This window comes from Streptomyces sp. KL2 (assembly GCF_046529545.1).
GTDB lineage: Bacteria > Actinomycetota > Actinomycetes > Streptomycetales > Streptomycetaceae > Streptomyces > Streptomyces radiopugnans.
Map to the genome: position 1 here is coordinate 3,038,197 of NZ_CP127170.1, position 12,802 is coordinate 3,050,998.

Annotated in this window: 12 protein-coding genes; 11 read left to right on the top strand and 1 reads right to left on the bottom strand. The window is 73.2% G+C overall.

Annotated elements, in window-relative coordinates:
• Nucleotides 1–57: 57 nt before the first annotated feature.
• Together clpB and QPK52_RS13755 are read left to right on the top strand one after the other, a co-directional pair.
• Entirely contained in the window at nt 58–2,655 is a 2,598-nt protein-coding gene (clpB, locus tag QPK52_RS13750) for an ATP-dependent chaperone ClpB (RefSeq protein ID WP_410540325.1), read from the top strand.
• A gap of 189 nt (nt 2,656–2,844) precedes the next feature.
• Nucleotides 2,845–3,372: a YbjN domain-containing protein gene (locus QPK52_RS13755; protein WP_410537779.1), complete on the top strand. Its 528-nt coding sequence runs from the start codon at nt 2,845–2,847 to the stop codon at nt 3,370–3,372.
• A gap of 132 nt (nt 3,373–3,504) precedes the next feature.
• Here the strand turns inward: QPK52_RS13755 and QPK52_RS13760 are convergent, their stop codons facing one another.
• Nucleotides 3,505–4,728, bottom strand: a complete 1,224-nt coding sequence (locus QPK52_RS13760) for a pyridoxal phosphate-dependent aminotransferase (RefSeq protein WP_410537780.1) — start codon at nt 4,726–4,728, stop codon at nt 3,505–3,507.
• Between QPK52_RS13760 and QPK52_RS13765 the strand changes: the two genes are divergently transcribed.
• The 9 genes from QPK52_RS13765 (at nt 4,718) to QPK52_RS13805 (ending at nt 12,794) form a co-directional block, all read left to right on the top strand.
• Nucleotides 4,718–5,056 carry a hypothetical protein gene (locus tag QPK52_RS13765; RefSeq protein ID WP_410537782.1) on the top strand — a complete coding sequence of 113 codons (339 nt, stop codon included), beginning with the start codon at nt 4,718–4,720 and terminating at the stop codon, nt 5,054–5,056. The two genes, QPK52_RS13760 and QPK52_RS13765, sit on opposite strands and share 11 nt — an antisense overlap.
• A gap of 166 nt (nt 5,057–5,222) precedes the next feature.
• A complete protein-coding gene (locus QPK52_RS13770; protein ID WP_410537783.1) occupies nt 5,223–5,492 on the top strand; it encodes a hypothetical protein in 270 nt (89 codons plus the stop codon).
• Nucleotides 5,493–5,741: 249 nt separating this feature from the next.
• Nucleotides 5,742–6,275 carry a DUF2617 family protein gene (locus tag QPK52_RS13775; protein ID WP_410537784.1) on the top strand — a complete coding sequence of 178 codons (534 nt, stop codon included), beginning with the start codon at nt 5,742–5,744 and terminating at the stop codon, nt 6,273–6,275.
• 232 nt (nt 6,276–6,507) lie between these two features.
• Nucleotides 6,508–8,211 carry a polyamine aminopropyltransferase gene (locus QPK52_RS13780; protein ID WP_410537786.1) on the top strand — a complete coding sequence of 568 codons (1,704 nt, stop codon included), beginning with the start codon at nt 6,508–6,510 and terminating at the stop codon, nt 8,209–8,211.
• A 74-nt stretch (nt 8,212–8,285) separates the two neighbouring features.
• Nucleotides 8,286–9,407 (top strand): hypothetical protein, encoded by a 1,122-nt coding sequence (locus QPK52_RS13785; RefSeq protein WP_410537787.1) that lies wholly within the window; start codon nt 8,286–8,288, stop codon nt 9,405–9,407.
• 42 nt (nt 9,408–9,449) lie between these two features.
• Nucleotides 9,450–10,274, top strand: a complete 825-nt coding sequence (locus QPK52_RS13790) for an aldose 1-epimerase (RefSeq protein WP_410537788.1) — start codon at nt 9,450–9,452, stop codon at nt 10,272–10,274.
• Nucleotides 10,275–10,351: 77 nt separating this feature from the next.
• Complete coding sequence (gene pyrE / locus QPK52_RS13795) at nt 10,352–10,891, top strand: orotate phosphoribosyltransferase (RefSeq protein ID WP_410537789.1); 540 nt, start codon at nt 10,352–10,354, stop codon at nt 10,889–10,891.
• Between the two features lie 314 nt (nt 10,892–11,205).
• A complete protein-coding gene (gene fbaA, locus QPK52_RS13800; RefSeq protein ID WP_410537790.1) occupies nt 11,206–12,228 on the top strand; it encodes a class II fructose-bisphosphate aldolase in 1,023 nt (340 codons plus the stop codon).
• Between the two features lie 152 nt (nt 12,229–12,380).
• Nucleotides 12,381–12,794 carry a DUF3151 domain-containing protein gene (locus tag QPK52_RS13805; RefSeq protein ID WP_237880779.1) on the top strand — a complete coding sequence of 138 codons (414 nt, stop codon included), beginning with the start codon at nt 12,381–12,383 and terminating at the stop codon, nt 12,792–12,794.
• Nucleotides 12,795–12,802 lie beyond the last annotated feature (8 nt).

Here is a 12,802-nt window from a genome sequence, read left to right on the forward strand (position 1 = left end):
CAACTTACTGCATGCTGATGTATGCAGAGTTGGCGACAGGAGGAGGAGTACGCACCCGTGGACGCCGAGCTGACCAACAGGAGCCGGGACGCGATCAGCGCGGCCAACAACCGCGCCCTCACCGGGGGCCACCCCGACATCACCCCGGCACACCTGCTCCTGGCCCTGCTGGAGGGCCAGGACAACGAGAACATCCAGGACCTGCTCGCGGCGGTCGACGCCGACCAGGCCGCCCTGCGCTCGGCAGCCGAGCGGCTGCTGGGCTCGCTGCCCAGCGTGCAGGGCTCCACCGTCGCCAAGCCGCAGCCCGACCGCGACCTGATGGCCGTCCTCGCCGACGCCTCCCAGCGCGCCAAGGAGCTGGGCGACGCCTACATCTCCACCGAGCACCTGCTCATCGGCCTGGCGGCCAGGGGAGGCCGGACCGGCGGGCTGCTCACCGAGCAGGGCGCCACCGCCGAGAAGCTGCTCACCGCCTTCGAGACCGCGCGCGGCGGCCAGCGCGTCACCACCGCCGACCCCGAGGGCACCTACAAGGCGCTGGAGAAGTTCGGCGCCGACCTGACCGCCGCGGCGCGCGAGGGCAGGCTCGACCCCGTCATCGGCCGCGACCAGGAGATCCGCCGCGTGGTGCAGGTGCTCTCGCGGCGCACCAAGAACAACCCGGTGCTCATCGGTGAGCCCGGCGTCGGCAAGACGGCGGTCGTGGAGGGCCTGGCGCAGCGGATCGTCAAGGGCGACGTCCCCGAGTCGCTGAAGAACAAGCGCCTGGTCGCCCTCGACCTGGGCGCGATGGTGGCCGGAGCGAAGTACCGCGGCGAGTTCGAGGAGCGGCTCAAGGCCGTCCTGGCTGAGATCAAGTCCAGCGACGGGCGGATCATCACCTTCATCGACGAGCTGCACACCGTCGTCGGCGCGGGCGCCGGCGGCGACTCGGCGATGGACGCGGGCAACATGCTCAAGCCCATGCTGGCCCGCGGCGAGCTGCGCATGGTCGGCGCCACCACGCTGGACGAGTACCGCGAGCGGATCGAGAAGGACCCGGCCCTGGAGCGCCGCTTCCAGCAGGTGCTGGTCACCGAGCCCACCGTCGAGGACACCATCGCGATCCTGCGCGGCCTCAAGGGCCGCTACGAGGCGCACCACAAGGTGCAGATCGCCGACGGCGCGCTGGTGGCCGCCGCCGCCCTGTCCGACCGCTACATCACCTCCCGCTTCCTGCCGGACAAGGCCATCGACCTGGTCGACGAGGCCGCCTCCCGGCTGCGCATGGAGATCGACTCCTCGCCCGTGGAGATCGACGAGCTCCAGCGCGCGGTGGACCGGCTGAAGATGGAGGAGCTGGCGCTGGCGGGCGAGAGCGACGAGAGCTCCCGGGAGCGGCTGGAGCGGCTGCGGCGCGAGCTGGCCGACCGCGAGGAGGAGCTGCGGGGGCTGACCGCCCGCTGGGAGAAGGAGAAGCAGGGCCTCAACCGCGTCGGCGAGCTGAAGGAGAAGCTCGACGAGGTGCGCGGCCAGGCCGAGCGCGCCCAGCGCGACGGCGACTTCGAGACCGCCTCCAAGCTGCTGTACGGCGAGATCCCCACCCTGGAGCGCGAGCTGGAGGAGGCCTCGGCCGCCGAGCAGGAGCAGGAGACGAGCAAGGACACCATGGTCAAGGAGGAGGTCGGCGCGGACGACATCGCCGACGTCGTCGCCTCCTGGACCGGCATCCCCGCCGGGCGGCTGCTGGAGGGCGAGACGCAGAAGCTGCTGCGCATGGAGGAGGAGCTGGGCCGGCGGCTGATCGGCCAGGCCGAGGCCGTACGCGCCGTCTCCGACGCCGTGCGCCGCTCCCGCGCCGGGGTCGCCGACCCCGACCGGCCCACGGGCTCGTTCATGTTCCTCGGCCCCACCGGCGTCGGCAAGACCGAGCTGGCCAAGGCGCTCGCCGACTTCCTCTTCGACGACGAGCGGGCCATGGTCCGCATCGACATGAGCGAGTACGGCGAGAAGCACTCGGTCGCCCGGCTGGTCGGCGCGCCTCCCGGCTACGTCGGCTACGAGGAGGGCGGCCAGCTCACCGAGGCCGTGCGGCGGCGCCCGTACAGCGTGGTGCTGCTGGACGAGGTGGAGAAGGCCCACCACGAGGTCTTCGACGTCCTGCTCCAGGTGCTCGACGACGGGCGGCTGACCGACGGGCAGGGCCGGACGGTGGACTTCCGCAACACCATCCTCGTCCTCACCTCCAACCTCGGCAGCCAGTTCCTGATGGACCCGCTGGCCAAGGAGGAGGAGAAGCGGGAGAAGGTCATGGCGAGCGTCCGCTCCGCCTTCCGTCCGGAGTTCCTCAACCGGCTGGACGACCTGGTGATCTTCTCCGCGCTCAGCGGCGAGGAGCTGCGCAGCATCGCCCGGCTCCAGATCGGCGCCCTCTCCCGGCGCCTGTCCGACCGCCGCCTCACCCTCGACGTCTCCGACGCCGCGCTGGACTGGCTGGCGGTCGAGGGCAACGACCCGGCCTACGGCGCCCGGCCGCTGCGCCGCCTGGTCCAGACGGCCATCGGCGACCGGCTGGCCCGCGCGATCCTGGCGGGCGAGATCCGCGACGGCGACACCGTCCGCGTGGACGTCGGCCTGGAGGAGGAGGGCCTGGTCGTCACCCCGGTGCGGTGACCGCGCGGCGGCCGTACGGCGGGTCCCGCGGCGCGGGGCCCGCCGAGCCGCCCCGGGGCCGCGAGGCGCCCCGGCGTCCGCCCGCCGGGCGGACGCGTCAGTCCGACGGACGAGCACGGAAGCCCGGGCTTGCCAGGACCGGGCCGGGGTGGGAGAGGATGGCAGGAATCGTATGAAGGGAAATCCACGGTGACTATCGACCCGTCCTCGATCCCGAACTTCGGGGGCCAGCAGCCCGAACAGCAGCCGACGGGGCCTGCCGGGCCCGTCATCCCGGACCAGGACCTGGTCAAGCAGCTCCTCGACCAGATGGAGCTGAAGTACGTCGTCGACGACGAGGGTGACCTCGCGGCGCCGTGGGAGGAGTTCCGCACCTACTTCATGTTCCGCGGCGAGAAGGAGCAGCAGGTCTTCTCCGTCCGGACGTTCTACGACCGTCCCCACTCCATCGAGGACAAGACCCGTCTGCTGGAGCTGGTCGACGACTGGAACCGCCGCACCCTGTGGCCGAAGGTCTACAGCCACACGCACGACGACGGCACGGTCCGCCTGATCGGCGAGGCCCAGATGCTGGTCGGCGTCGGCGTCTCGCTGGAGCACTTCGTCTCCAGCACGGTGAGCTGGATCCGCGCCTCGGTCGAGTTCGACCGCTGGCTCGTGGAGCAGCTCGGCCTGGCCAAGGACGTCGAGGAGTCCGACGGTGAGGGCGAGGGCTGACCTCTCCGCCCCCCACACGAGGCCCCGCGCGGCCCCGGTGCACGGAACGCTTCGCGTCCGCGCCCGGGGCCGCCGCGCGTCGGGCCCGACGCGCGGCGGCCCCGGGGTGGCGGCCCCGCCGCCGGGAGGCCGTCAGGAGGCGGTCCGGGCGCGGTCCGGGGCCCCGCTCAGCGTTCCCAGACGCTCCACCGCCTCCCGCAGCACCTCCTCGCGCTTGCAGAACGCGAAGCGGACGAAGTGCGCGCCCTCCGCCGCGTGGTCGTAGAAGACCGCGTTGGGGACGGCGACGACGCCGCAGCGCTCGGGCAGGGAGCGGCAGAAGGCCACACCGTCGCTCTCGCCCAGGGGGCGGATGTCGGTGGTGACGAAGTACGTGCCCGCGGGGCGGTGGACGGTGAAGCCCGCGGCCTCCAGACCGCCGGCCAGCAGATCCCGCTTGGCGCGCAGGTCCTCGCGCAGTGCCGTGTAGTACGAGTCGGGCAGGGCGAGCGCCTCGGCGACCGCGTACTGGAAGGGGCCGGCCGAGACGTACGTCAGGTACTGCTTGGCCGAGCGCACCGCCGACACCAGCTCCGGGGTGCCCGTCACCCAGCCGACCTTCCAGCCGGTGAAGGAGAAGGTCTTGCCGGCGGAGGAGATGGAGACGGTGCGCTCGCGCATCCCCGGCAGGGAGGCGATGGGGATGTGCTCGCCGTCGAAGACCAGGTGCTCGTACACCTCGTCGGTGACCACCAGCAGATCCCGCTCCACCGCCAGCTCGGCGATCGCCGTCAGCTCCTCGCGGCCGAGGACGGTGCCGGTGGGGTTGTGCGGGGTGTTCAGCAGGATCAGCCGGGTGCGGCCGGTGACGGCGTCGCGCAGCTCGTCCAGGTCCAGGCGGTACGCCGGCCCGGGCCCGGGAGAGGGCCGCAGGGTGACGGGGACGCGGGTGCCCCCGGCCATGGCGACGCAGGCCGCGTACGAGTCGTAGTACGGCTCCAGCGCGATCACCTCGTCGCCCGGCTCCAGCAGGGCCAGCAGGGCGGCGGCGATCGCCTCGGTGGCCCCGGCGGTGACCAGGACCTCGGTGTCGGGGTCGTACTCCAGGCCGTGGAAGCGCCGCTGGTGGCCGGCGATCGCGGTGCGCAGCTCGGGGACGCCGGGGCCGGGCGGGTACTGGTTGCCGCGGCCCTCGCGCAGCGCGCGTACGGCCGCCTCCCGGACCTGTTCGGGGCCGTCGGTGTCGGGGAAGCCCTGGCCCAGGTTGATCGATCCGGTCCTGACGGCCAGCGCCGACATCTCGGCGAAGACCGTCGTGCCGAACCCGGCCAGGCGGCGGTTGAGCAGCGGTCGTCCGGTGGAGGTCATGGCGGCCATCCTCCGCCCGGCACCCGGCTTCCTCAACTCCTTCCGCCCGTGCTTTCCTGCGGATGTCGTGATCGCAGTCCCGGTGGGGGCGCGGGAGAGGGGTGTGGCGGTGGAGTGGCTGGTCGGCTTTCTGATCGGGGTCGTGGTGCTGCTGGTCCTGGCGGTGGTCGTTCCCGCCCGGCGGGACGGGCGCCGTGCGGCCGGTGGCCGCCGGGGCGGTTCGTCCGGCGGCGGTGACACCGACTGGTGGGGGGACGGTGGCTCCGGCGGTGGCTCGGACGGTGGCTCCGGCGGCGGCTCCGACGGCGGCTCGGGGGGAGGGGGCGGAGGGGACTGAGCGGCGCCCGGCCGGGCGCGGCGGGGACGGCGGGAGCGGCGCCGCCCGAACCTCTGGACTTCCTCAACTCGGCTTTGACGCGGGCGGCGCGAGGGGATCGTGACCTCAGGCCCGTGCGGGGGATGTGCGGGTACGAGGGGAACCAAGGGGACACGAGGGGGACGCCATGACGGCGGTAGTCATCATCTGCATGGTTCTGGTCCTGGTGCTGGCCGTGGTGGCGGTCGGCGCGGTCACGGGAGGGCGCCGCCGTACGCGGCGGAGCACCGGCGGGGGAGCGTCGGGGGTGTGGATCGGGGCCGGCGGCGGCTTCCACGACGGCGGTTCGCACGACGGTGGTTCGTCGTGCGGCGGAGGCAGTGGTGGCGGCGGAGGCGGCGGTGGCGGAGGGTGCGGCGGAGGCGGCGGAGGCGGCGGGGGGTGCGGGGGCGCCTGACGCCGTTCACCCGTACGGCGGTTGCAGTTCAGCGGGGAGAACATCTGACCTGCTAGGCCCCCGCTGGTATGGAAAACAGACGAAGGTGAGTAAAAAGCCTGTAGGAGCCGCACATTCCGTGATTCGGTGGCTGATGTACCCGGACCTCACGTGGGCGCGAGCCGGCGGCAGGCAGCATCCCTGTCCCCTTCGGGGCCCTGTTCCAGGGGGCTGAGTCGGCCCGCCCTCACTGCGTTGCGGAGCCGACCCATGCTCACCGATCTCAAGACCCCGTACACCGACACCCGCGCCGGTGACCTCGCCTGGGCGCTCGGGTGCGACCCAATGCCCGCACTGGCGAAGCTGGATCTCGAACTCCAGGGAACGGCAGTCCAGTTGAGATTGCTCGGCGCTTCACACCAGGTGCTGCTCGCGGACGAGGGCGGCATCTTCTGCTCGGAGACCGTGGCGTGCATCCCCGGCAGCAGGACACCGCTGCCACTGGGGGTGTCGAAACGGATAGACGACTGGGAGTACGCGTTCGCGGCGCGTGTCGAGACGCTCTCCGGCGGCTCCTTCGCGGGCCGCGCGCAGGAGTTGCTCGCGCTCGTCGCGGACCACCCGCACGGGCTGGCCGGCACCTTCCCCGGCAGCCCGAACGCCTTCACCGCCCTGCTGGTCCAGCGGCGCGGCGACCAGGTGCACTGGCGGACCTGGCACGCCTACCCGCAGGAGCGGCGGCTCGTCGTGACCCACACCAGAGTGGGGGTGCGCGTGCGGGAACCGGAGCGGGTGGGCGTGTGACCCCGGCGCGCTCGTACGGGGCGTACGCGGGTGTGAGCCGCGCGCCCCTGCTCCGCCGCGTGCCTCCGCCCCGCCGCGCGCCCCTGCCGCGTCCCTCCGCCCCGCCGTGCGCTCCCACCGGGACGTACGCGCCGTCCGCGGGGCCGGAGGGTGCCGGTTCGCGCGCCTGTGCGATCTATTGCACCTGTGTGGGTGACAGGGCTCGCGGGAGGCGTCCCGTAGCGTTCCCGGCATGATCGAAACGCCCGCTTCCGTACCGGCGGGGGCGTCGGGGCCCGCGCCGCCGCGGGCCCCGACGCAGGAGCTGCCGCAGGAGCCGTCGCGGACGCCGCCGCGGCTGCCCGTGCCGGACGGGGTCGGACGGTTCCTCGTCCTCGCCGCGGTCTTCGTCTGCGCCGCCTGCGGTCTCGTCTACGAACTCGAACTCGTCGCCCTCGGCTCCTACCTGGCCGGCGACTCCGTCACCCACACCTCCGTCGTGCTGTCTGTGATGGTCTTCGCCATGGGCCTGGGATCGCTGCTCGCCAAGCGGCTGCGCACCCGCGCGGCGGCCGGGTTCGGCATCGTCGAGGCACTGCTGGCACTGGTCGGCGGAGGCTCGGCGATGGCGCTGTACGCCTACTTCGCCTGGGTCGGCGGCTCGATGACGGTGCTGATCGGCTTCTCACTGGTCCTCGGGGTGCTCATCGGCGCCGAGATGCCGCTGCTGATGACCCTCATCCAGCGGATCCGGGAACAGGACGCCGGTGGCGCGGTCGCCGACCTGTTCGCCGCCGACTACGTGGGCGCCCTCGTCGGCGGGCTCGCCTTCCCCTTCCTGCTCCTCCCGCTGATGGGCCAGCTCCCGGGGGCCCTGGCGGTCGGAACGGTGAACGCCGTCGCGGGCGGCGCGCTGGTGCTGTGGCTGTTCCGCGGCGACCTGTCACCCCGCTCGCGCCGCGTCCTGCTCCTCGTCAACGGACTGGTGGTGGCACTGCTGATCACCGGTGTCGCCGTCGTCGACTCCTTCGAGAAGGCCGCACGCCGGGCGGTGTACGGCGGTGAGGTGCGGACGGTGCGGAACACCGCCGTCCAGGAGATCGTGCTCACCGAGGGCGTCCGGCACCCCGGCAGGAGCGAACCGACCGGTTTCGCGATGTTCCTGGACGGCCGGCTGCGGGTGTGCGGCGGGGACGAGCGGCGCTACCACGAGGCGCTGGTCCGCCCCGCGATGGCGGCGGGCCCGCACGGCAGGGTGCTCGTCCTGGGCGGCGGCGACGGACTGGCCCTGCGCGAGGTGCTGCGCCACCCGCAGGTGGAGTCGGCGACGGTGGTGGAGCTCGATCCCGGGGTCGTGGAACTGGCCCGCGCCGATCCGGAACTCGGCCGCCTCAACCGCCGTTCGCTGGACGATCCGCGGGTGCGGGTGGAGACGGGGGACGCCTTCGACTGGCTGCGCTCCTGGCCGGACTCCGGCCGGCCGCCGTACGACGTGATCGTCTCCGACCTGCCCGACCCCGGCATCTCGGACAGCTCCCGGCTGTACTCGCAGGAGTTCTACGGGCTGGCCGCGCGGGCGCTGTCCGGGCGGGGGCGGCTCGCGGTGCACGCGGGACCGGCCGGAGAACGCCCCCGCGCGTACTGGACGGTGGAGACTACGCTGCGGACCGTGGGGCTGCGCACCGCCCCCTACGTGGTGGACGGGCGGCTGACCGGCTTCACCGCCGGCCCCGACCGTTCGCAGCGGCGCGAGGGCGCGGCCGGGGACCGGCCCGGCGACTGGGGCTTCGTACTGGCCGCCCACGGTGCCCCGCCGCCGCTCGCCCTCGCACCGGCCGGTGCGGCCCCGCGCGCCTTCCACCCCGCCGATCTGCACCGCGCCTCCGCCCGCGCGGAGCGGGGCCGTCTCACCGGACTGCCGCCCTCCACCCTGATGCACCCCCGCTACCGGGACTGAGGCGCGGAGTACGACGTGCCGATGTCCGTACGGAGCGGGCACTGGTGGGGGAGGTAGTGGGTAGGCTCCGCCCCATGGAGCATGAGGTGTACGTTCCGTTCACTGCCGGAGCCGTACGGGCGGCGCTCGCCGAGCCGGAGCGCGTCGCGCGCTGTGTGCCGGGGCTCCAGCCCGAATCCTCGGAGCCCGACGCCCCGGACTCGGACGCGGCGCCCGGCGGCACCGGGGACGGCGCGGTCGTCCGAGGGCGGCTGCGGGTGCGGATCGGCGGCTCCAGCATCACGTACCGCGGCAGCCTGCGTCTGACGCACGGCGAGGACGGCGGAGGAGACGGGGACGGCGCCTGCACGGTCCGCGGCGAGGGCGCCGAGGCCCGGGGCGACGGCTCGGTGGAACTGACCCTGACGATCGTGCCGCGCCCGGCCGACGACGGCGAGGGCACCGTGCTCGTCTGCACGGGGAAGCTGCGCGGCGAGGGCCGGATCACCGAGTTCGAGGAGAAGCAGCGGTCCGCAGCCGGCCGCCGGCTGCTGGACCGCTTCGGCGGCGAACTGGCCGCCGGCATGGCGGCCGACCCGGTCTCCCCGGTGGACGCCGCCGGTACGGTCGCCGTGCCCGGCGGGATCGGCGAGCCGGACGACAACGAGCCCGTTATCCCGGGCATCCCCGCACCCGAGACGCCCGGCTCCGCGGATGCCAGGAAGAGCGGGAGCGCCGGCCGCGCCGAGGAGACGGGCGAGCCGGAGGAGCCGGGCGCCCCGGACGCCTCGGACGCTCCGGAGGCTTCGGACGAAGGGGCCCGGGGGGTCTTCGACATCGAGGTTCCGCCGTCATCGCTCGACCCGTCGAGCGATGACGGCTTCGTCGGCGAGGCGCCCGGCGAGGAGGCACTCGACGGCGGAGGGCTCACCGGCGGCCTCGGTGACGGCCTCGACGGCGGTCTGGGCGACGACCTCGTCGACGAACTGGACGAGGAGTCGCGGTCCGCCGCCGAAGCGGCCCACGCCCGCCGGACGATGATCGGACGCAGCGCCGAGGAGGTGGACCACGCCCCGCCGCGCGGCCGCTACGCCCCCGTCCCTCCGCCCGAGGAGGCCTCCCCGGCCGCGGCGGTGCTGCGCTGGGCCGCCCCCGCGGCGGCGCTGGCGGTTGCCTCGGCGGTCGTGGTGGGACGCGTGCTGCGGCGCAGGCGCTGAACGCCACGGTTACCGTCGGCTGCCGCGGTTAAGGTCATGGATGTGACTGCCCATGATGTCCAAGACACAGACAGCGGAGTCCGTCTGCGAGCCGGCGGCACCGAGGTGACCGTCGATCCGGCGCACGGCTGCCGGATCTCCTCCCTGCGCATCGACGGTACGGAAGTGCTCAGACAGGGTGAGCGGTACGGCGCGTTCGTGATGGTGCCCTGGTGCGGGCGGACCCGGCAGGGGCGGTTCCTCAACGGCGGCGAGCGGTACCAGCTTCCCGTGACCGCCGGACAGCACGCCATCCACGGCACCGTGCGCGGCGTTCCCTGGCACACCGTCCGCAGCGACGGGCGGACCGCGTCCTTCTACCACGACCTCACCGACCCCTGGCCCTGGCCGGGCCGGGTGACCCAGGTGGTGGAACTGGCCGAGGACGGAGGCGGGCTCACCCTCACCCTGGGCGTGGAGACGGCCGGGGACTCCTTCCCGGCGCAGGCCGGCTGGCATCCCTGGTTCCTGCGCAACCTCGGACAGGGCGGGCAGGACGTGGTGCTGGACTTCGCCCCCGCCTGGCAGGAGGAGCGCGGCGAGGACCACATCCCCACCGGCCGCCGCGTCGAGCCGCGCCCGGGCCCCTGGGACGACTGCTTCGGGATGCCGGACGGGGTGGACGTGACGCTGACCTGGCCGGGCGAGCTGGAGTTGAAGGTGGCCAGCCGCGCCGAGTGGGTGGTGATCTACGACGAGCAGTCCGAGGCCGTCTGCGTGGAGCCGCAGACCGGTCCGCCCGACGGGCTCAACTCCCACCCCCGCCTGGTCACGCCCATCGACCCGCTGGAGGTCTCCACGGTCTGGTCGTGGCGCAGGCCGGCGTAGCTCCGCGAGGAGCCGGTGAGGGACCGTGCGAGGGGAGCGGCACGGAGGCGGCGCGGGGCTGGCTTAGGCTCATCGGCATGAGCGACGCGCGCGACAAGCTTCTGCAGCAGATCAAGGACAAGGCCGTGGTCCACGGCAGGGTGACCCTCTCCTCCGGCAAGGAGGCCGACTACTACGTCGACCTCCGCCGGATCACCCTGGACGCCGAGGCGGCTCCGCTGGTCGGGCAGGTGCTGCTCGACCTGACCGCCGGCATCGAGTACGACGCGGTGGGCGGTCTGACCCTCGGCGCCGACCCGGTGGCCACCGCGATGCTGCACGCCGCCGCCGCGCGCGGCCGGAAGCTGGACGCGTTCGTCGTGCGCAAGGCGGGCAAGGCCCACGGCCTCCAGCGCAGGATCGAGGGGCCGGACGTGGCGGGCCGCCGGGTGCTGGCGGTCGAGGACACCTCCACCACGGGAGGCTCGGTCCTCACGGCGGTCGAGGCGCTGCGGGAGGCCGGCGCGGAGGTCGTGGGCGTGGCGGTCATCGTCGAGCGCGGCGCGGCTCCGGCGATCGAGAAGGCGGGCCTGCCGTACTACCAGGCGTACGGGCTGGAGGACCTGGACCTGTCCTGACCCCGCCCCTCCCCGGCTCCGGCTCCCGCCCCGCGCAAACCTCGCGGGGCAACCGGAGAGGTCCGTGAGAGTCACTGTTTCACGTGAAACGGTGACGCTCTGTGGCCCGGCCGGCGGTGCGGAGGCGACCTCGTCCGGCCCCCGCCGCGACGCGGTACGCGAACCGGCCGCCCCCGTGCCCCGTCCCCGCCCCCGTCACCGGACGCGGGGGTGGAGCAAGCACGCACGTCTGGGAGGATGGGGACGACGATGACGTCGTTCCGTTGACCCACACCAGAGCCGTAGAGCTTCGCACACCATCAAGGAGCGGACAGATGCCCATCGCAACCCCCGAGGTCTACAACGAGATGCTCGACAGGGCGAAGGCAGGCAGGTTCGCCTACCCCGCCATCAACGTGACCTCGACGCAGACGCTGCACGCCGCGCTGCGCGGTTTCGCCGAGGCGGAGAGCGACGGCATCATCCAGATCTCCACCGGCGGCGCCGAGTTCCTGGGCGGCCAGTACAACAAGGACATGGTGACCGGTGCGGTCGCCCTGGCCGAGTTCGCGCACATCGTCGCCGAGAAGTACCCGGTCAACATCGCGCTGCACACCGACCACTGCCCCAAGGACAAGCTGGACGGCTACGTACGCCCGCTGCTGGAGCTCTCCCGCAAGCGCGTCGAGGCGGGCATGAACCCGCTGTTCCAGTCGCACATGTGGGACGGCTCGGCCGAGACCCTGGCCGACAACCTGGAGATCGCCCAGGAGCTGCTGGCCGCCGCCGCCGCCGCGAAGATCATCCTTGAGGTCGAGATCACCCCGACCGGCGGCGAGGAGGACGGCGTCAGCCACGAGATCAACGACGAGCTGTACACCACCGTCGAGGACGCCGTCCGCACCGCCGAGGCCCTGGGCCTGGGTGAGAAGGGCCGCTACCTGCTGGCCGCTTCCTTCGGCAACGTCCACGGCGTCTACAAGCCGGGCAACGTCGTGCTCCGCCCCGAGCTGCTGAAGGACCTCCAGGAGGGCGTGGCCGCCAAGTTCGGCAAGCAGAACCCGTTCGACTTCGTCTTCCACGGCGGCTCCGGCTCCACCGAGCAGGAGATCGCCACCGCGCTGGACAACGGCGTGGTGAAGATGAACCTCGACACCGACACCCAGTACGCGTTCACCCGCCCCATCGCGGACCACATGTTCCGCAACTACGACGGTGTGCTGAAGGTGGACGGCGAGGTCGGCAACAAGAAGACCTACGACCCGCGCAGCTGGGGCAAGCTGGCCGAGAAGAGCATGGCCGAGCGTGTCGCCAAGGCGTGCGCCGACCTGCGCTCCACCGGCACCCGTATGAAGTAGGCGGCACCCGCCCGCCCCGTCCGCGTCTCCCCGCCCCGGCCCGGGCGGGAGACGCGGACGGACGCGAGCCCGGTACCCGGCACCGCCGCCGGATACCGGGCTCGCCGCGTACCGCCCTCCGCACACCGGCGGCGAGCGTGCAGACTGGGGCCATGGCCATTCACGAGAACCTGCTCGGGGGACCGCCCCCGACCCACCTTCCCGACGACCCCGAACCGCGTGAGCTGCTCGCCTCGGGCACCTCGCCCGCCGAGGTCGCCGCGAAGCACCCGACCTCCTCCCTGGCCTGGGCACAGCTCGCGGACGACGCCTTCGCGGCCGGACGCACGGTCGAGTCGTACGCGTACGCCCGCACCGGCTACCACCGCGGCCTGGACGCCCTGCGCCGCAGCGGCTGGAAGGGGCACGGCCCGATCCCGTTCGAGCACGAGCCGAACCGGGGCTTCCTGCGCGCCCTGCACGCCCTCGCCCGCGCCGCCCAGGCCATCGGCGAGCAGGAGGAGTACGAGCGCTGCACCACCTTCCTGAAGGAGAGCTCGCCCACCGCGGCGGCCACGCTCTCCTGACGCCCCTG